The organism is Glycomyces dulcitolivorans (genome assembly GCF_003265355.1).
Lineage (GTDB): Bacteria > Actinomycetota > Actinomycetes > Mycobacteriales > Micromonosporaceae > Glycomyces > Glycomyces dulcitolivorans.
The window spans coordinates 59668-78635 of the sequence record NZ_QFRW01000080.1 but is presented as its reverse complement, the minus strand read 5'-3'; the positions used below and the strand labels follow the sequence as shown (position 1 = coordinate 78635).

The 18968-nt window shown below is 70.0% G+C and carries 16 protein-coding genes; 9 read left to right on the top strand and 7 right to left on the bottom strand.

Annotated elements, in window-relative coordinates:
• Position 1: 1 nt before the first annotated feature.
• Complete coding sequence (locus DI269_RS07880; RefSeq protein WP_112134545.1) at positions 2–1690, bottom strand: metallophosphoesterase family protein; 1689 nt, start codon at positions 1688–1690, stop codon at positions 2–4.
• A 66-nt stretch (positions 1691–1756) separates the two neighbouring features.
• Here DI269_RS07880 and DI269_RS07875 point away from each other — a divergent pair, with 66 nt between their 5' ends.
• The gene (locus DI269_RS07875) at positions 1757–2224 is read left to right on the top strand and encodes a GNAT family N-acetyltransferase (protein ID WP_112134544.1); all 468 of its coding nucleotides are present in this window, start codon (positions 1757–1759) and stop codon (positions 2222–2224) included.
• On the opposite strand, the gene DI269_RS07870 is transcribed toward DI269_RS07875, so the two are convergent.
• On the bottom strand, positions 2184–2483 hold the full coding sequence (locus tag DI269_RS07870) for a hypothetical protein (RefSeq protein ID WP_112134543.1): 300 nt from the start codon (positions 2481–2483) through the stop codon (positions 2184–2186). The genes DI269_RS07875 and DI269_RS07870 overlap by 41 nt on opposite strands.
• Positions 2484–2487: 4 nt before the next feature.
• Positions 2488–2979 carry a low temperature requirement protein A gene (locus tag DI269_RS07865; protein ID WP_112134542.1) on the bottom strand — a complete coding sequence of 164 codons (492 nt, stop codon included), beginning with the start codon at positions 2977–2979 and terminating at the stop codon, positions 2488–2490.
• 121 nt (positions 2980–3100) lie between these two features.
• Here DI269_RS07865 and DI269_RS26890 point away from each other — a divergent pair, with 121 nt between their 5' ends.
• Positions 3101–4744, top strand: a complete 1644-nt coding sequence (locus DI269_RS26890) for a hypothetical protein (protein WP_157974832.1) — start codon at positions 3101–3103, stop codon at positions 4742–4744.
• Here the strand turns inward: DI269_RS26890 and DI269_RS07860 are convergent.
• From DI269_RS07860 to DI269_RS07845, 4 genes are all read right to left on the bottom strand, one after another.
• Entirely contained in the window at positions 4631–6592 is a 1962-nt protein-coding gene (locus DI269_RS07860; RefSeq protein WP_112134541.1) for a tetratricopeptide repeat protein, read from the bottom strand. The genes DI269_RS26890 and DI269_RS07860 overlap by 114 nt on opposite strands.
• Before the next feature lie 78 nt (positions 6593–6670).
• Complete coding sequence (locus tag DI269_RS27685) at positions 6671–6808, bottom strand: hypothetical protein (RefSeq protein ID WP_198667244.1); 138 nt, start codon at positions 6806–6808, stop codon at positions 6671–6673.
• Between the two features lie 63 nt (positions 6809–6871).
• Positions 6872–7279: a hypothetical protein gene (locus tag DI269_RS07850; protein ID WP_112134540.1), complete on the bottom strand. Its 408-nt coding sequence runs from the start codon at positions 7277–7279 to the stop codon at positions 6872–6874.
• A 195-nt stretch (positions 7280–7474) separates the two neighbouring features.
• Positions 7475–11743: a putative Ig domain-containing protein gene (locus DI269_RS07845; RefSeq protein ID WP_112134539.1), complete on the bottom strand. Its 4269-nt coding sequence runs from the start codon at positions 11741–11743 to the stop codon at positions 7475–7477.
• Positions 11744–12042: 299 nt separating this feature from the next.
• On the opposite strand from DI269_RS07845, the gene DI269_RS07840 reads away from it, so the two are divergent.
• From DI269_RS07840 to DI269_RS07810, 7 genes are all read left to right on the top strand, one after another.
• A complete protein-coding gene (locus DI269_RS07840; RefSeq protein WP_112134538.1) occupies positions 12043–13050 on the top strand; it encodes a hydroxyacid dehydrogenase in 1008 nt (335 codons plus the stop codon).
• Between the two features lie 143 nt (positions 13051–13193).
• Entirely contained in the window at positions 13194–14855 is a 1662-nt protein-coding gene (locus DI269_RS07835; RefSeq protein ID WP_112134537.1) for a Vmc-like lipoprotein signal peptide domain-containing protein, read from the top strand.
• Positions 14852–15829, top strand: a complete 978-nt coding sequence (locus DI269_RS07830; RefSeq protein WP_112134536.1) for an ABC transporter permease — start codon at positions 14852–14854, stop codon at positions 15827–15829. Before DI269_RS07835 ends, DI269_RS07830 begins: the two co-directional genes overlap by 4 nt.
• Positions 15829–16725, top strand: a complete 897-nt coding sequence (locus DI269_RS07825) for a carbohydrate ABC transporter permease (protein WP_112134535.1) — start codon at positions 15829–15831, stop codon at positions 16723–16725. The genes DI269_RS07830 and DI269_RS07825 overlap by 1 nt, the downstream gene beginning before the upstream one ends.
• 140 nt (positions 16726–16865) lie before the next feature.
• Positions 16866–17312: a hypothetical protein gene (locus tag DI269_RS07820; protein ID WP_112134534.1), complete on the top strand. Its 447-nt coding sequence runs from the start codon at positions 16866–16868 to the stop codon at positions 17310–17312.
• Between the two features lie 29 nt (positions 17313–17341).
• A complete protein-coding gene (locus DI269_RS07815) occupies positions 17342–18283 on the top strand; it encodes a hypothetical protein (RefSeq protein ID WP_112134533.1) in 942 nt (313 codons plus the stop codon).
• A 67-nt stretch (positions 18284–18350) separates the two neighbouring features.
• Positions 18351–18926, top strand: coding sequence for a hypothetical protein (locus tag DI269_RS07810; RefSeq protein ID WP_157974831.1), 576 nt, complete (start codon positions 18351–18353; stop codon positions 18924–18926).
• Positions 18927–18968: the final 42 nt, after the last annotated feature.

Genomic DNA, 18968 nt, shown 5'->3' with positions numbered 1-18968 from the left:
GTCAGCGGCCGGTGAACCAGGTGGACGCCTGGGACACCAAGCGCCGCACTGGATGCTGCCGGGGCACGAGCTCCTCGGCGGGCACCGGGTGGGAGGCCCCGAAGCCCGGCTCGATGAGCCGCGGCGACAGCGGCACCACCGGTTTGATCCACGAACTCGTCTCGGACCCTTCGGGATCGGCCTCCCAATGGCGGCCGACCCGGTCGAGGCCGACCGGATAGACCGTGGCGCCGTCCTTGTCCACGCGGATGCGCAGGAAGCACTTCTGGTCGATCACCGACATGCCCGCGAACAGCTCGTTCGCGTTGACGCCCAACCGGTTCGCCACCACGAGGTAGAGGCCGACCAGCCAGGTCCCGGCCAGCCCCGCGAGCGGCAGGTAGATCAGGTAGGTCCAGAACGAGACGTCGTCGAACTGCTTGATGACCTGCGCCCCGCCCCAGGCCAGCACCGCCTGCGCGAGGCCGTGGAGCCCGCCGAGGAGGTAGTGCCGGCTCGTGCGCCGGCCCTGGCCGGGGTGCGCGAACGCGACCCCGGCGGCGATGAGCACCGCCGCGGCCGCGACCGTGGTGCCGGTGCCTTCGAGGATCGAGACCGTCCCGATCAGGGAGACCACGGCCATGAGCGCCACGAACCCCTTGTTCAGCCACGGCAGGCGCCCGAAGATCCCGAACGAGTAGCTCAGCGACTTCGCCTTCGACGGGTACGTCTGCGCGAGCCGGTACTCCCGTTCGGGCGCATCGGGTTCGGGCACCGAGCGCCTCGGCGCGGTCAGCTCCTCGGGCAGCGTGTGCGTCGGCGACAGGTACGCGCCTCCGCCGCCCGCGCCCACCAGGTGCCGCACACCGTCCACTTCGGAGTAGTGGGCGTAGTGGTGGCGGTCGCCGGTGAGGATCAGCGGCACGCGCGCGCCCCGCGCGGCGATCACGTCCCGGATGAAGTGGTCGATCCGGTCGAACGAGCGCGGGTCGTCGGCCGTCCACAGCCACGACGGCTGCGCCACGCACAGGATCACCTGGTCGCCGGGCTGCAACTGCTGGGCGGCGCGGCGGAAGTACTCGATCTGGTTCTGGTCCAGGTGCGTGTCGAACTGCGCGTCGAGCGCGAACAGCCACCACCGGTGCGGCAGGTTCAAAGCGAAGTACGACCGCTTCTGGAACGTCCGGTACCCGCCGATCGTGCGGCCCTCGGTGAACTGGCGCGCGAACGCGGTCAGGCCGTCGAACCAGTCGTGGTTCCCCGGGATCGCGTACAGCGCCACCGGACTCCCCGGGTTCGCGGCCTGGTACGGGCCCTTCATCCGCTGCTCGTACTCGACCCAGTCCCCCGCCGGGTACACCTCGTCCCCGCCCATGACGAGCACCGAGCCGCGCGGCAGGCGCTCGCCGCCGACCTCCAGCTCGTCCTGGGCCATGAGGTACGCGATCGAGTAGGTCGCGTTGAAGCCGTCGCCGATGTCCGCGACGTAGTCGATCCACAGCTCCTCGGCGCCCGAGTGGTCGTAGACCGGCTGCTCGCGGCCACCTATGATCTCGCGCTTGTCGACGTAGCCGCCGAACACGCGGGCCAGGCCGAAGCGCATGCTCGTGTCGAGGAGCGTGCGCGGCGACAGCCAGCGCACGGGCTTCTGCGGGACGAAGCGGAGCTGCTCGGGCGTGAGGTCCTTGGGGCGGCGGGACATAGAGCCCATGATGGCACGGTTTGGGCGCCAACGGAACCCGCGGCGGCCGTTTCGGGCCCGGCATACACTCGCGCCATGACCGACACCCGTCTCGCCGGACCCGGCGACATTGACGAGCTCGTGCGGCTGCGAGAGATCATGCTCGCGCCGTGGGTAGACATGAGCGACCCGGCGTGGAAGGCCCCGACGGCCGAGATCCTCAAGCGGCGCCTGTTCGCGGACGAGCCGACCATGTGCGCGATCGTGATCGACGCTCCCGACGGCTCGGGGCGCCTCGCGGCCTGCGCGGTCGGGGTGATCAGCGAGCGGCTGCCGGGCCCGCACAACCTGACCGGCCGGTACGGCTGGGTGTTCAACGTGGTCACCGACGCCGAGTGGCGCCGCCGCGGCTACAGCCGCGCGTGCATGGACGCGCTGATGGCGTGGTTCGCGGAGTGCGGCGTGGACGTGGTCGAACTGCTCGCGTCCGAGCAGGGCCAGGGCCTGTACGAGCAGATCGGCTTCAAGGTCTCCTCGGAGCCCGCGATGCGCTGGCGCGGCTGATCCGCAGCCACACCCACAGCACGAGCGCCCCGAGCGCGACGGGCGCGGCGGCCGGGCCCCACCAGGCCCAGTTCGCGGCGGTCACGGCGGCGGTCGGCGCGGGCTCGGGGGCGTCCTCGCAGGGGCCGATGTCGCCCGTGGCGTCGACGTGGAAGCAGTCGGTCTCGGCGAACCCTTGGGGCGCACCGGCTCCGACGTTCGCGGCGATCCCGTAGGCGAGCGTCGCTAGGAGCAGGACGGCGAGGACGAGGGCGCGCACGGCCTCAGTCCCGCACGCTCAGCGACGGGAACCGGAACCAGCCCGAGGCGGCCAGTGCGAGGAGCAGCAGGACCGCGAACGCGAGCGCGGCGAGCACCAGCGCGGGCAGCACGAACCCGATGAGAGCGACGATCGCGAGCGCGGCGATGGCGACGGCCCTGGAGGCGGGCGTCTTCCCGGTGGCGGCCCGGCCGGCCGCGATGTCGCCGACGAGGGAGACCGCGGGTCCCCCGAGGACGGTCGCGATCGCGGCGGCCCCGGCGGTCGCGAACGGGTCGGCGAAGACGAGCACGCACCCGACGGCGGCGATCGCGGCCCCGGCGACCATGAGCGCCTTCGCGACGCCGCCGGTGGAGTTCTCCGTCTCGGATTGGGTCGCAAGGAGGTACAGCCGCCACAGGACCGCGACCGTGGCGATCCCGATCGCGGCGGCGCAGACCGCGGGCAGCGTGAACCCCGCTGAGGCCCCGCTCGCCGCAATCGCACCCGCCGCCATCAGCCGATGCTATCGCGGTCGCCACTCGGCGTGTTCGAACTGACGGATCACGAACTGCCGGTTAACATGATGACGCGACACGCCGTCGCGTTCAGGAGTTAGAGGGCCGGTTGGCAATAGGATGATCGATAGCGACCGGCGACCGGCGACCGGCGACCGGCGACCGGCTCACCGACTGATCGCGGTCGCCGGGCGGACGTCACAGGCGCTCGCGCGACTGCGCTACGACGTCGAACCGCTCTTCTCCGGCGACGACCGCCTCCGCCTCGCTTACACCCTCATCCCCGGCTCCCGCTTCGCCTCCGGCGCGCCCGACTTCGCCGCCCGGAACGGGATCGAGCTCCTCCCCTGGGCCGCCGTCCCCGCCATGCGCCCGGACCTGGTCATCACCTCCAGCCCCGACCCCTGCCTCTACGAGGCGGGCGCGCCCGTCATCTCCCTCCCCCACGGCGCCGGCCACAACCGCCTCCGGCCCGAGCTCAGCGGCGTCTCCGGCCTCTCGCCCGAGCAGATCCGCGGCCCGCACGGCCAGACCCCCGACCTCCTCGCCCTCCCCGGCCCGGCGGCGCTGCGCCGCCTCGCCGTCGACTGCCCCGACGCCCTCCCGCACGCCGAAGTCTGCGGCGACGTCTGCTTCGAACGCCTCCGCGCCGGCACCGCCCTCCGCGACTGCTACCGCGCCGCCCTCGGCATCGCCCCCGGCCGCCGCCTCGTGGTCCTCTCCTCCTCCTGGGACCTCACCGCGCTGGCCCGCCGGGACCAGACCCTCCCCGAGCGCCTGTTCGCCGAGCTGCCCATGGACGAGTTCGCCGTCGCCTACATCCCCCACCCCAACGAAAGCCTCGGCGGCGGCCCGAGCCCGACCGGCCTGCTGCGGCCGTACCTCGTCAACGGCCTCATCATGATCCCGCCCGACGAAGGCTGGCGCGCCGTGCTCGCCGCCGCCGACTGCCTCATCGGCGACCACGGCTCGGTCACGTTCTACGGCGCGGCTCTCGGTGTGCCGACCCTGTTGGCCGCCTTCGGTTTCGCCAATATGCCGCCCGAACTCCCCCTCGCCCGCTTCGGCCGGGCCGCCCCGCGATTCGACAGCGCCGCGCCCGCCGCACCTCAGATCCGCCGGGCCATCGATCAGGGCCCGCTCGAATTCGACTTCGCCGACGCCCTCGCAGAACCCGACCCGGGCCCGGCCGCCCGCATCCACGCCGCCGCCTACCGGCTCCTCGGCCTCGCCTCCCCGTCTATGCCTGCGCCGCAGCTGGTCCCGGTCCCCGCGGTCGTTCCCGAGCACGCGCCGACGACCTCTTGGCGGTGCACGGACCGGGACCGCTTCCCGGTCTCGGTGCCGAACCCGCAGGACGGCCAGCGCACGGGCCACCTGGTCGCAGATGTGGCGAACGAGGACGACCGACTGAGGTCGGCGGCGAATGTGCTTCTGCGCCATCGCGTTTCGGTCGCGTCGGAGCAGGCTCGACCCGCGGCCGAAGCCGTGCTCAGCGCATATCCGATCTGCCGCGTCGCGAGCGTGCGAATCGAACGGCGCGACGGCGAGCGGGCCTCCGCGCTGATCGCGGTCAGGAACGGTCCGCGCCTCCTGGTCGAGGCGACGCCGGGGCAGCTCGATCTGCTGCCGTCGCGCGTGTACGACCTGCTAGCCCAGCAGTCCTCGGACCCGTTCGGCGTCAAGCTCGCTGAAGCGATCGAAGATCTCCAGCGCGATTTCGAGCCGCAGCCGACGATCGTCGCCGTCGAGGAGACCGCCTAGCCGCTCCAGGGCGTTGGCGGCATCGCGCTCCAGTCCGCGCCTGCGCATCACGCCGATCGCGTTGTCGGCCTTCTCGACTTCGGTCTGCTCGCCTTCGGCGATCGCGAGCGCGGCGAGCTCGAATCCGACCACGGCCGTGTTCCGCTCGTCCTTGCGGCCCTCGAACTCGGGAAGCGCCAGCGCGAACTCGGTCCGCGCTTCGGCACCGCGGCCCTGGTCGCGGTAGACGAAGCCGATGAGCTTGTGCAGCAGCGCTTGCGAGCGGGCTCGGTTGAGCTCTTCGGCGATGGCGAGCGCCTGCCGGTACACGGTTTCGGCTTCCGCCCAACGCTCTTGCACGTAGTAGAGCCAGCCGAGCTGTTCGAAGGCGGAGCAGGCCAGGGTCGGCCCGGACTCGCCGCCGACGGTCTCGGCCAGTGCGACCGCGGCCCTCAGCGCGGCCTCGGACTCGTCGTACGAGTGGAGGTCGACGAGCCTGCGGCCGAGGCAGATGAGCATGCGGGCCTTGGCGATCGGACCGTCTGCCGCATCGACCGCGGTGCGGTAGCAGGCGACGGCCTCCTCGGGTAGGGGCACGTTGGTGAACAGCGCCCAGAGCGCTTCGGCGATCGCGCAGGCTTCTCTGCTCCAACCGGCGAGGGCCGCGATCCGGACCAGGCCGGTGAGGGTCCGCCGGTTGGCGTTGAGCCAGGGCAGGCCTTCATGCTTGGCGAACGGGTCGGCCGCCGATGCGGTCAGCTGGGAGGCGAACGAGGGGTCGAGGTCGACCAGGCGCATGCGCCCGCCCATCACCTCGGCATCGGCGTGCTGGGCCCGGGTGCGGAACCAGGCGACGAGCGCGGGCATCACGTGCCGGTATTCGATGGGGAGGCCGTCGGCGACCGGTCGTCCCTCGATGCGCCAGCGACCTGGCTGCGTCTGGGTCGCGAGCTGGGCGTCGACCAGTTCGGCGAACACCCCTTCAGTGCCGAGAACACTGATCGCACCGGCGTCGACGCCGTCGCCGGGGATGCGGAGGAGGAGTCCGTACAGCCACGCGGCGGAGGGGCTGAGCATCTGGCCGGTCGCGGTGAGGAGTTCCGCCGCGGAGTAGTCGGCGATGGCGCGCAGCTCGGTTGGCTGCGCCTCCTCGGCGCGTTCGCGCGTCCGAACGAACCCGGCGAGGGCCCTGACTTTGCCAGGGCTCCAGGCGAATCGGGCGATGTAGCGGGCGGCCTCGGCCCGGCTGAGTTCGGGGCAGATCTTGATGAGCAGGTCGATGCTGTGCTGGGAGGGGAGGGCGTCCATCTCGTGGTGGACGACGTCGATGTCCGCGGGCCACGTGTAGCCGATGAGCAGGAATCCGGCGCCGGCCGAGGCCGGGGCGAACTGGAGGCCGGTCTCGCGGTCGGGCGCCTCGTCGACCACGACGAGGATCACTTTGTCCTTTGTGGCGGTCCGGTACTGGCTGACCATGCCGGCGAACGAGTCCTGGATGAAGTCCTTCGGCACGCCGAGGCGGGACAGCACGGAGCGCATGGCGCTCTTGGGGTCGTCGCCGCCCAGGTCGATGTAGAGCTGGCCGTCAGGAAAGCGGCTTTCCAGGTGCTCGGCGAGCATCGCCGCGAGCGAGGACTTCCCGATCCCGGCCGGTCCGGTCACCACGACCGCGGCACGGTCACCCGAGGTGAGGTGGGTGCCGATGCGGTCCAGGTCGTCCACCCGGTCGACCCAGTGCAGCGGCCGCGGCGGCCGCTCCTGGGGCCGCTCGGGCACGGGCGCGGCCATGTTGATCACGCCGGCCTGGATGAGCTGCTGGATCACGGAGTGGTCGAACCGGTTCGAGAACTCGTTCGGCTCAGCGGTCATCACGGCTCCCGGGGATCGGCGTCGAGACCATGTTCGCACAGCGGGCCCCTCCCCGCGGTCTCCCGAGTTCGCGGCGGCTCAAAGAAAGAGGCAGAGCGGGTGGCCGGCCGGGTCGAAGAGGACCCGCACGTCTTCCTGGGGCTGGAAGTCGGCGAGCGCCCGCAGGTCGGGCGCGGTGACGGTGATCGAGGTCAGTGAGAGTCGCGTGCCGGTCATCGGCCCAAGCTAGGCCGGAAGGCCCCGGCGCGAACGCGTTCGGGGCCTTCGGCGGCGGGTCGGTCAGGCGGCGTCCAGGGCCTCGGTGATCTTGCGGGTCATCTCGGCCATGGTGGGGCTGGGTTCGCCCTTGTGGGCGCGGTTGGCGGCGTCGATGGCGACGGTGATCGTGCGGCGGAAGTTGTCGGCCTCGGAGGGGTCCTGCTCCTGGAGGAGCTTCACCGATTCGGTGAGGGCGGGGAGGACCTGGTCGGCGAGGGCGGCGGAGGACTTCGCCTGGAGCTTGAAGTCGCGCTTCTTCTCGGCGAGGACGTGGCCGACCGCGCCGGTGGCGGCCGCGAGGGCGAGGCTGCCGCCGGTGGCGACCTTGTGGGCCGAGCCCGCGATGCCCGCGTAGGACATGAGGGTGACGGCGCCGAAGGCGGCGGTGCGGATGGTGGACTTGTCCTGGGCGGTGAGTTCGACGGTCATCTTCGGCTCCTTGCGCGGATTGTGGTGGCGGTGGGAGAGCGCGGCCGGCGTCCTGGTTCGCCGGAGCCGCGGCCCTCGTTCATGCCGCAACTATCCCCACTGTGGCTGACAGCGCGCTGACATGGCGCTGATGACCGAAAAGTGCAGGGCCCCGGCCGGAAATCCCTGGCCGGGGCCCCTGTGTTCGACGACCGGTTATGCCTGTTCGAGGCCGTTCACAGCGTCGGCGAGGGTGTCGGCCGCGGTGTCCACTTCCGCTTGCGTGGCGAGCACCGACTGGGCGCCCTCGCGGGCGGCGGTGAGCGCGGCCCAGGTCTCGGCGGTCCAGTCGGCTTCGGTCAGGGCGGCGGTCTCTTCGAGGAGGAGGTCCAGGCCGGTGCGGTCGGGGACGGCGACCACGAACTGGACTTCGGCGAGGTTGGTGTTGCCGCTGGGCGCGTTCACGCGCAGCGCCCCGTACTCGACGGCCGCCGCGAGGTCGATCTCGTTCCAGCCCCCGGCCGCGGTGGTGACCGTGGCGAAGGTCGTCCAGGTCGCGCCGCCGTCGTTGGAGCCCTGGAACTGGACGCCGACCGCGCGGGAGACGTGGGTCGAGCGCGGGTGGAAGCGGACGGTCTCGACGGTGAAGGCCGCGTCCTCGGGCAGGACCTGGACCCAGCCGCTCGCGGTCTTGGTGTCGGTGAACGTGGCGGTGTCGCCGTCGAACATCGACCAGCCGTTGGCGGCGGCGTCCTTCGTGTTGTCCCAGGACGCCGAGCTCGCGGTCACCCAGGCCTGCTCGACCGCGGCGGCCTGGGAGGTCGCCGGGGCTTCGAGCAGCGCCCACGCGTCCAGGAGCCGCCGCGCGAGCGCGGTCTCGTCGGCGCCCTCCTGCTCGGCGAGCGCCTTGACGGCGTCGATCTCGCGCTCGAAGAGGATGACCGAGGCGCGCGAGTGCGCGTCCGGGTCGATCGCCTCGGCGCGCGCGAGGATCGTGTCCAGGTCGAGTTCGAGCGAGCCGAAGATCCGCAGCTCGGCGATGTCGATGAGCGCGCCGTTCGACACCCGCAGGTAGCGGTAGCCGTCCGCCGCATCGGCGTCGAGGTTCTGCCAGGACAGGGTCTTCACGGTCGGGTCGGTCAGGGTCGTCCAGGCCTGGAGGTCGTTCGAGCCTTCGAGGACGAGGCCGGCCATGCGGATCATGCCGTTGTTGTCCTGGCGGGCGAGGAAGTCGGCCCGGTCGAGTTCGAGCTTCGCGCCGTCGCCGAAGTCCCAGACCACGTGGAACTTGCCGTCGACGGCGGCCACGTCGCTGAACGTCGCGGCGTTGCCGTCGAGCATGAGCGCCGACTGGGCGGCCTTCGTCGCGTCGGGTGCGCCCGAGGCGTTGACGACCTGGGCGGCGGCGAGGTCCACGAGGTTCCCCTCGTCGGAGCCGTAGAGCGCGGTGCCGTCGGTGGAGCCGTGCACCGTGGAAGCCTCGTCGCCGTCCACTGTGGTGTGGTCGATGGCGAGGTCGAGGCGGCCGCCGCCGTCGAGGTCGGCGAGGACGCCGGTGGCGGTCCAGTTCAGGCCGTCCTCGGAGGCGGCGTCGAGGGCCTGGCCGCCGATGGAGACGGCGACGTCGGTGATCGCGGTCGGGCTGGCGAACGCGACGTTCACGGTGTCGCCCGCGGTCACCCTGCCCGCCAAGGCGTCCGGCGAGGTCACCGAGGCGGTCGTGACGGTGCCGGCGACCTCGCTGCGCTCGCCGTCGATGCGGAACTCGCCGATCGACCAGATGCCCGGGTAGGCGGGGTCGGTCGGGATTCCGGGCGCGTCGAGCTGGAGCTTCAGGTACCGGTACGCCTCGCCGGCGTGCTCGGCGACGACGTCGATCGTCTCGGTGCGGCTCATCTCGGTCGTCGCGTGCTCGGTGAGGAGGTCCCACGAGACGCCGTCGTTCGAGCCGTACACGTTGGTGCCCTGCGAGCGGTTGGGGAACAGCGAGCGGGCCTGGAACGCGAACGCCTCGGCCGAGATCCGGTACTGCGTCCCGAAGTCGAGCGTGAACGAGCCCGTCCGCAGGTCGCCGGTGGAGGTGGTGTTGTCGCCGTCGGCGAGTGCGGTCACCGCGCCCGCGCTGATCCCGTTGGGGGTCACGGCCTTCGAGTAGTCGAAGGTGTCGTCGGCGAGCTCGGGGTTGAGCAGTTCGAGGGCGTCGATCGCGTCCCGGAGGGTCGCGAGGGCGGCCTCGAACTCGGCCTGGGTGCCGTCGCGGGCGGCGTCCTTCGCCGCGTCGTGGGCCGCTTCGAACGGCTCGTGCGTCACCGTCGTGTAGACCGCGCGGCGGTCGACGCCGTCCTTGACGGCGGCCGCCACGGTGCCCTTCCGGTTGGGGGACACCACGAGTTCGATCGTGCGCGCGGTGACGGACTCGCCGTCGTCGGCGGTGATCTGGACGTCGTAGCGGCGGTTGTCGCGCTTGGCGGGCTCCCAGGTGAGGATGCCGGTGGCGGTGTCGAACTCGGCGCCGCGCGGCAGTCCGTCGGCCGAGTACGTCACGGTCCCTTCGGTATCGGTGGCGGACAGGTCGATCACGGACTCGTCGCGCGCCGTCAGGTAGTAGGCGTCCTCAGTGGAGTCGAAGACCGGGGCGGTGAGGTCGGTGGCGCCCGAGAGGGTCACGCTGTCGAGGTCGACCGTCGTGCCGTCGTCTCCGGTGAGGCGGAAGAAGTTGACGTTCTGGCCGCCCGCCGGGTACGTGATGTACCGCCATTCGCCGCCGGTGTCGGGGAGTTCCAGCGACGCGAGGGTTCTCGTCGCGGCCTCGTCGGGGTTGAGGCCGGTGGCCTCCTCCTTGTAGAGGACGTCGAGGTCGGCGGGGCCGTCGCTGCGGAACTTCAGGCCGATGCGGGCGTTCGCGCCGTACATCATGCGCGAGACGACGCTGGTGGTGCCGTCTTCGGAGAGCGAGGCGCGCGCGAAGGTCGCGCCGTCCTCGGTCACGAGTTCGGTGCCCTCGTCGAGGGTGAGCCCGGCGTCGGCGAAGGACAGCTGCGGCGTCTCGGGGAGCGCGGCCGGCTCGGTCCCGGCGAGCTCCTCGGGGAAGGCCACCCAGTACTCGGGGTTCTTGTCGCCGGGGGCCCAGAAGTTCGCGACTCCGGTGCCGTACCAGTAGTACGGGCCGGTCATGCGGTCCGAGAGCTCGTCGAGGTACGGCGCCTCGGCCGCGACGTCGACGCCGCGTTCGAGCGCGTACTCGTAGTACAACTCGTTGACGGCGTTGAACATCCGGCCGCGGTAGGCCTGGGAGATGGTGTTGCCCTCGCCGGTCGTGTCGATCCACGGCGTGGAGGCGCCGAGCATGAAGCCGAAGAAGACGTTCGCGCCGTCGAGGAGCCGCTGGTCGAGGAAGTCGTAGGCGGACACCGCATCCGAGGCGTCGGAGACGGTCCCGGCGGTCGGGTCGACCCTGGTGCCCTGGACTTCGAGCATGCGGGCGAGGCCGGCGAAGTTGTCGATGTTGCACTCGCCGTGCGCCTGGTCTCGGCCCATCTCCTGCATCTGGACGAAGCCGTGGCCGTACGGGTTGGCCGGGTCGTCGGCCTCGATGTACGGCAGGAGCGGCGCGAGGGCGCCGTTGTCGTAGGCGGTGTCGCCGGAGTTCACGGTGAACCACTCGACGCCCGTGGCGTAGCCCTCGGCGTCGTCGGCGTAGATCGCGGTCGCGATGCGCCCGAACAGGCCGAAGTTGTGCTGGTTCATCCAGCGCTCGTTGGAGAACAGGAACGTCTCCACGACGGGGTCCGCGAAGTTGGTGAGCAGGTCCTCGTCGTCCTCGGCGGACCAGACGACGTCGTAGCCGTCGTAGGTGCCGGGGGTGTCGTCCTCGACCGGTTCGGTGGCGCGGATGATCTCGGCGGCCATGAGGAACTGGTAGAGCGGGTGCCCGGTGTGGATGTGCGCGTCGGGGAAGTACGCGTACCTCGTGGGGTCCATGCCGCCCCAGGTGCGCAGGGCCTGGATCGCGTTGCGCCGGTAGACCTCGTCGCCGGTGATCGTCCACATGAGGGCCTGCGTGAGCGCCCCGAAGGAGTCGTTGGTCTCGCGGTAGCGCAGGCCCACCTGCGTGAAGGTGGGGTCGAGCGGGACGTCCGGCTCGGCGGCGGACTTCGAGTTCGAGGCGCGGTAGGTCGTGGACGCGAAGGAGGTCGCGGTCATGGCCTCGAAGTAGGAGGCCCACGGCTCCTGGCCGGCGCGGGCCATCTCCTGGGCGTTGCGCAGGTCGTCGGCGGTCAGGCCCACGCCCGGGTGGACGAACCCGGCGTCGGAGACCGTCTCGTGGATGGCGACGACGTGGTCGGTGAGCAGGTCGTCGTAGTCGGCGGCCTGGACCTGCGCCGGCAGCGCGACCAGGCCGAGGCCGGTGGCCAGGGCCGCGCCGATGGCCGTGAGGCTCAGGCGCTTTCGGTGAGGGACATGCCTCGTCGCACGTCGTTCCACTGCACAGTCCTTCCGGATATCGGCATCTTTCTATGCGGACGATAGCGCTTGCGCACGGCCGAATCAAGACCGAGACAGATAACGTTCTCTGCATGATCCGGACCTTCCAGGAGGAGCCGACGACGCGGTTACCGAATCGTTATGTTCGTCGAACAGGTTTGCCACCAGCCAAGTTGTGCTCTAACTACGGAACGACTACGCCGGGTCATGCGGATTCGTCGATGCGGGAGGCTCGACAAGACGTGAAGTCGTCCCTAATCTAGAAACCGATATCTATCCGGCCGATCGAAGGACCCCGTGTGGCAGACCGACCGAGGGCACTGCTCGCCATGAGCCCCGAGTTCCTCCCCCTCCTCTTCCCCGACCCGCTGCTGCGGCGCCTGTGCGACGCGCTCGACCTCGACCCCGGCCTGATCGCCCAGGACTTCACCGACCCGGCCGTCCAGCCGGTGTTCGCCGAGGCCGAGGTGCTCGTCTCCAGCTGGGGCACACCGCGGCTCGACGCGGAGGCGCTCGCGAAGGCGCCGCGGCTCAAGGCGGTGCTGCACGCGGCCGGGACCGTGAAGTCGATCATCGGCGAGGAGGGCTGGGCGCGGGGGCTCGCGGTCTCGTCCTCCTCGGGCGCGAACGCGCTGCCCGTGGCCGAGTACACGCTCGCCTCGATCCTCATGGCGGGCAAGGGGATCTTCGGGCTCCGCGAAGAGTTCCGGGCGCAGCGGTCCTTCGAGCTCGGCTACGTCCACCCCGAGGTCGGCAACTTCGGCCGCACCGTCGGCGTCGTCGGCGCCTCCAAGATCGGGCGCCGCGTCATCGAACTCCTGCGGCCCTTCGACTTCGAAGTGCTCGTGGCCGACCCCTACCTGGACGAGGACGAGGCCGCCGCGCTCGGGGCGGAGCTGGTCGACCTCGACTCGCTCGTGGGCCGCTGCGACATCGTCAGCGTCCACGCCCCCGACCTCGCCGAGACCGCGGGCCTGATCAGCGCGGACCGCCTGGCCGCCATGAAGGACGGCACCGTCGTGGTCAACACCGCCCGCGGACGCCTGGTCGACACCGACGCGCTCACCGCCGAGGTCGCGGCCGGGCGCCTGTCGGCGGTCATCGACGTGACCCACCCCGAGCCGCTCCCGGCCGAGTCCCCGCTCTACGACCTGCCGAACGCGTTCGTCACCCCGCACGTCGCCGGCTCCCACGGCAACGAGCTGTCCCGCATGGGGCTGTTCATGGTCGAGGAGGCCGAGCGCTGGGCGCGGGGCGAGGACCTGGCCCACCGGGTCGACCCGTCGACCCTGTGGAGACAGGCATGACCGTTTAGAAACCGTTATCTCTCTTAAACATCCAGTACGAGAGCAGTGATCATTGACTGATTCCAATATTCAATGATACCGTTCTCTACCGCATGACCAGCAACATCCCTCATATGTTCACCGTTGATCAAAGGAGGCCCCTCATGGTCGAATTCTCACGCCGCAAGCTCCTCGGCGCCGTCGGCGCCGCGGCCGCGGCCGCCACCGTCGGGACCACCGCCGCCGGCTGCTCCGACAACCGCGTCGGCGGCGCCGCGGGCGGCGACTACGACATCCCCACGTTCCAGGCCGCGCCCGAACTCGACGTGCAGCCGTACTTCACCAGCGAGACACCGGGAATGGAGAACGTCTACACCGAGCCGGTGAAGACCTTCTTCAAGTCCGTGGACCGCGAGCCCGGCTCCGGCGGCACCGTCACGACCTTCCAGCTCACCTGGGGCGACCCGTCGATGCCCCTCGACGACGGCAACCAGTACTGGGCCGAGCTCAACGAGCGCCTCGGCGTCAGCTTCGAGCCGCAGTTCGTGCCGCAGCCGACCTTCGACCAGAAGTTCGCGACCATGCTCGCCTCCGGCGAGGTCCCCGACCTCGTGTTCGTCAACGACCAGAGCGCGGTCAACCTCCAGGGCATCCGCGACGGCGCCTTCGCCGACCTCTCCGAGACCCTCTCGGGCGACAACATCCTCAAGTGGCCCAACCTGGCCGCGCGCCGCGAGGAGATCTGGAAGGCCAGCCTCAAGGACGGCCGCATCTACCAGATCCCCTCGGTCGTCTGGGCCCTCACGAACCTGCCGGTCGTGCGCACCGACCTCGTCGGCCAGACCAGCGTCGGCCTCGCCCCGACCGACGCCGACCAGCTGCTCACCGTCCTCAAAGAAGTGACGGCGCTCGGCACCGGCCCCGGCGGCCAGAAGGTCTACGGCATGAACAAGTACGAGCCGATCATGTGGCGCCGCCTGTTCAAGGTCGGCCCCGACTGGCAGCTCAACGACGACGGCGACCTGGTGCACGCCACCGAGACCGAGAACTACAAGGAGATGCTCACCTGGCTCGCGCAGGCCTGGTCCGAGGGCGTGTTCGACCCGGTCGCGATGACCACCAACCCGGCCGACATCGTCTCCGGCGCGGCCTTCACCTGGGAGGCCGTCGGCGGCATGTTCACCAGCCCGGACGGCCTGGTGCTCAAGGAGCGCGACCTGCCCGGCGCGACCTTCGACTACTTCAACCTGCCCGGCTTCGACGGCTCCCAGCAGCTCGTCGTCCGCAACATCCCCTACGGCCGCTCCACCTGCATCTCGGCCGCCGCGGCCGAGGACGAGGACCGGCTCACCGAGATCCTCAACGTCCTCGACTACCTCTCGGCGCCATACGGTTCCGAGGAGGCCCTGTTCATCGGCAGCGGCATCGAGGGCCGCCACTACAACTTCGACGAGAACGGCATCCCGGTCTCCACCGGGGAGCACGCCACCGAGCTGGGCGTCCAGTACGTCGCGGTCGTCTCGGGCGACAACTCCTACCGCGGCCACCCGAACCAGGCCCCGTGGGCGGAGTCCTTCTCGCAGGTCCTGGAGTCCATGGCGCAGAACTCGATCGACCGCCCGCTCACGGGCCTGGAAGGCGCCTCCGACACGTTCGTCGCCAAGGGCGCCCAGCTCCAGACCCTCTGGGACGACTTCGAACGCGGCGTCGTCACCGGCCGCGAGAGCGTCGACGACCTCCAGTCCTTCGTGGACAACTACAAGTCGCAGGGCGGCACGCAGGTCAAGGACGAGTACACCCAGGCCCTCAAGGACGCCGGCGAGTGACCGCGCAGACCGCCGCAGACCCCGGGACCCGCACCGAGCGGGCCCCGGGGCCTTCCCTACCCGTGAAGCGGAAAGCCTCACTGCGCCAGCGGATCTGGCGCGAACGCTGGGCGTACACGTTCATCGTCCCCGGCTTCCTGTTCTTCCTGGTGTTCGCGTACGTGCCGATGCTCGGCAACGTGGTCGCGTTCCAGGAGTACACCCCGTTCCGCGGCATCGAGGGCTCCCCGTGGGTGGGCTTCGCGAACTTCACGGCCATCTGGGCCGACCCCGAAGTCCTCATGGCCCTTCGCAACACGCTCATCATCGCGGTGCTGCAACTGGCCTTCGCCTTCCCCGCCCCGATCGCCCTCGCACTCCTGCTCAACTCGCTGCTCTCCGACCGCGTCAGGCGGATGATCCAGACGGTCGTCTACCTGCCGTACTTCCTGTCCTGGGTCATCGTCATCTCCGTGTGGCAGCAGGTCCTCGGCGGCGGCGGCCTCGTCGCCGGCATCCTCGACGGCTGGGGGATGACCGGGTTCGACGCGATGACGAACGCCGACACCTTCAAGATCCTCGTGGTCCTGCAAGGCATCTGGAAGGACTGCGGCTGGGGCACCATCATCTTCTTCGCCGCCATCGCCGGCATCCCCTCCGAGCGCTACGAAGCCGCCGCGATCGACGGCGCCTCCGGCTGGCAGCGGACCTGGCACATCACACTCCCGGCCCTCGTCCCGGTCGCGACGCTCCTGCTCATCCTCAACATCGGCTCGATCCTCACCGTCGGCTTCGAGCAGCTCCTGCTCCAGCAGCCCATGGTCGGCGCCGAAGCGGCCGAAGTCCTCGACACGTTCGTGTACTTCCGCGGCGTCCTCGGCGGCCAGTGGGGCATCGCGACGGCGGCAGGCCTGCTCAAGGGCGTCATCGGCACGATCCTCGTCCTCTCGGCCAACCGCCTCGCCAAACGCCTCGGCGGAGAAGGGATCTTCTGATGACCGCAGCAGTCTCCAAGGGCGTCCCGCCGTGGATGAACCCGCCCTCGCTCTGGATCCGCGGGGTGAAGGCCCTGGTCATCACCCTGATCGTGATCACCATGCTCTACCCGCTGGTGTACGTGATCGCGATGAGCTTCGCGTCCCCGTCCCAGGCGCGGGCCGGCGTCGTCTTCCCCACCGAGTTCTCCCTGGACGCCTACCGGGCGATCTTCAACGGCGGCACCGTCACCCAGGGCCTCCAGAACTCCCTGTTCATCACCGTCACCGGCACGCTCCTGTCCCTCGCCGCGACCTCGATGCTCGCGTGGGGCCTGGTCCGCACCCGCCAAGTCCCCGGCGCCAAGATCGTCCTCGTCATGATCCTCGCGACGATGTTCTTCAGCGCGGGCATCATCCCGAACTTCATGCTCATCAAATACCTCGGCCTCCTCGACTCCACCTGGTCCCTGATCGTCCCCGGCCTCATCTCCGCCTTCAACATGATCGTCATCAGGAACTTCTTCCAAGGACTCCCCGAAGAACTCATCGAAGCGGCCCGGATCGACGGCGCGGGCGAATGGCGGATCTTCCTCCAGATCGTCCTCCCCCTGTCCAAACCCGTACTCGCCGTCATGGGCCTGTTCTACGCGGTCGGCTACTGGAACACCTACTTCAACGCCCTCCTCTACATCAACGACTCCGAGAAATGGCCCATCCAGGTCGTCCTCCAGCAGTACGTCCTCGCCGGAGTCCAGATCCCCGGCGCCACCCTCGCAGGCGACGCCCCGCCCCCGCCCGGCGTCACCCTCCAGATGGCGGTCATCGTCCTCGCGACGCTCCCCATCCTGGTGGTCTACCCGTTCCTCCAGCGCTACTTCACTTCTGGCGTGCTGACGGGGGCCATCAAGGGCTGAACCGCCGAAGGGGCCGAACGCGATCGCGTTCGGCCCCTTCGCCATGCCGGAACCAAGTACCGCATCCCCGACAAATCCACGGTAGCCTCGTGTAACCCCGCAATGACGCGTTATTCCCCTGTGACCCCAGGAGCCTCCGCATGCCCGACTCCCCCGGCGAAGGCGGCCAGTTCGCCGCCGACCTCTACGAGCTCTACGAAGTGGCCCAGAACGACCTGCGTCCCCTCGCATCGCTGTACAGCGGATTCTCCTCGCAGGTCGACGAGACCGGCTCCTGCAACCTGAACCCCGCGCCGGTCGCCGGCACGGTCGCACGCGGCCAGAGCGCGCTCCGCTCCGGTTCGGCGCTGGTCTCCCTCCGGGACGATGTGCAGTACGCGTTCGCGCGGAGCAGCGAGAACATCGAGTCCGCCGCAGCCACGCTGATCGACGTCACGGAGAACTACGCCGACACCGACGATGCGACCCGCACCGACTTCGACTCCTACCGGTCCGAGGACTTCCCCACCGGCCAGACGCCTCCGCCGCCCCGCGACCCGGTGTACCCGGAGTCCGAGGGCCGCAGTCAACCCGTCCCGAAGGACTGAACTCCGCATTCAGAAGGAGCCCGCACACCGTGGCAGACCGATACACGCTCGACCAGCTGGAGAGCGACCTCTCCGACCTGGCCCCCAAGATCAGGGAGCTGCTGGCCCTCGAAGTCGCCGTGGTCGAATGGAATGTAATCACCGCAGCCGCGTCGCTGACCGGCGGCCCGAGCTTCCCGATCTACTACGAGGGAGCGCTCCGCCAGGTCGACGAGCAGTACCCCGACGGGGGCCTGGACTTCCTCGGCAACCTCCCCGACCGGTGCAGGCGCATCGTCGGCATCGCCCCTGAGCCCTTCCGCTCCGCTCAGGGGACGCTTGAAGCGATCGCCGTGGACCTGGTCGACCTAGAAGGCGCACCCGGAAACATACTGGGCAAGATCGGGAACTGGTATGGAGACGCCGCCGAGGCGTTCGAGGAGTACTTCTCGGGATACGCCCCGGCGCAGGCCCGTCAAGCCGAGCTCCTCGCCTCGGCTATCAACGCGTGCATGTCCCTCGACGAGATGGTGACGGCCGCGGGCGGGGCCCTCCGCAGCCAGATGAAGGGCGCGATCGAGCTCGCGCAGAGCCTCATCGAGGGGTACTGGGCGGCCCAGTCGGCGCTGACCGTGGCGGTGGGAGTCACGGTGATCGGCCTCGCCACCATGGGATTCGGCCTGGCGGCCGCCGCGGGCGCGGCGGCACTGGCATCGGCGATCGGAGGGGGCGCCGGGGCCCTGGCCTCGGGCGTGTACAGCATCCAGCAGGTCGAGAAGGAGATGTCGGCGAAGAGCCTGGAGGAGTTCATCGACGCGCTCGACGCCAACCTGGTCGAGGTCGAGGAGGCCGTCAACACCGCCGACCAGGAGATCTACGACGCGATCGACGCACTTCGCAGCGAATGGACCATGCGCCAGATCGAGATTCCCGCACCTCCTGGTGCGGGAGACGTGGACACGGAATCCTTCCACCATGAATCCAGCTTCTAGTCCCGCTGCCCCCAAAGGGAAGTGGGCGCCCTGGTCGAGGCGGCGCAAGGTGATCGCGGCGATCGTCGTGGCAGTCCTCGCTTTCGCCGTCGCCCTGATGCCGTGGCTGATGCGCCTGCGCCTCGAATACGACCCCGCCGTGCCTGCTGCCTGGTTCGAATCGTGTTTCGGCGGCGGGAGCACCGCCTCCGAATTGCTCGAATGGGAAGGGGCCGGGGAAGCTCGGCCCGAACTCGCCGACCAGGGGTCCTCGCTTCGATACGAGTGCGAATGGACCTGGCGCGCCGAGGGCGGCGGCGGGCAGCGGCTGTCCGTGACGATCGACGTCGACGGCGATCGCGCCTACGGCGAATTCGACCCGTCGATCGAGGAGGGCCTGGGACTCGGCTCGGAGGACTGGTATGCGGATGCCGAGAAGCTCGACGGCTGGGAGCACGGCCTCTGCCGCCAGGTGGACACCGACCTCGACACCTCGCGGTACGAGTGCATCGCGTCGGAGAGCAACCTGCGGTTGACGATCGAAAGTCGAGACATCCCGGGCGGGAACGGGTTCGATGACAAGCACTTCGGGCCGGGCGGCGTGTCCGTCGAGGACTTGACCGTGGAGCTCGGAGCGCTGGTGCGGTCGGCCTTCCGGGACTGACGCAGGCCGAAGGGGCCGAACACGAATGCGCTCGGCCCCTTC

What these genes read in the sequence shown, in the direction of transcription:
- DI269_RS07880 (WP_112134545.1), bottom strand. Translation starts at nt 1,690, where the DNA reads ATGGGCTCTATGTCCCGCCGCCCCAAGGACCTCACGCCCGAGCAGCTC.
- DI269_RS07875 (WP_112134544.1), top strand. Translation starts at nt 1,757, where the DNA reads ATGACCGACACCCGTCTCGCCGGACCCGGCGACATTGACGAGCTCGTG.
- DI269_RS07865 (WP_112134542.1), bottom strand. Translation starts at nt 2,979, where the DNA reads ATGGCGGCGGGTGCGATTGCGGCGAGCGGGGCCTCAGCGGGGTTCACG.
- DI269_RS26890 (WP_157974832.1), top strand. Translation starts at nt 3,101, where the DNA reads ATGATCGATAGCGACCGGCGACCGGCGACCGGCGACCGGCGACCGGCT.
- DI269_RS07860 (WP_112134541.1), bottom strand. Translation starts at nt 6,592, where the DNA reads ATGACCGCTGAGCCGAACGAGTTCTCGAACCGGTTCGACCACTCCGTG.
- DI269_RS27685 (WP_198667244.1), bottom strand. Translation starts at nt 6,808, where the DNA reads ATGACCGGCACGCGACTCTCACTGACCTCGATCACCGTCACCGCGCCC.
- DI269_RS07850 (WP_112134540.1), bottom strand. Translation starts at nt 7,279, where the DNA reads ATGACCGTCGAACTCACCGCCCAGGACAAGTCCACCATCCGCACCGCC.
- DI269_RS07835 (WP_112134537.1), top strand. Translation starts at nt 13,194, where the DNA reads ATGGTCGAATTCTCACGCCGCAAGCTCCTCGGCGCCGTCGGCGCCGCG.
- DI269_RS07825 (WP_112134535.1), top strand. Translation starts at nt 15,829, where the DNA reads ATGACCGCAGCAGTCTCCAAGGGCGTCCCGCCGTGGATGAACCCGCCC.
- DI269_RS07820 (WP_112134534.1), top strand. Translation starts at nt 16,866, where the DNA reads ATGCCCGACTCCCCCGGCGAAGGCGGCCAGTTCGCCGCCGACCTCTAC.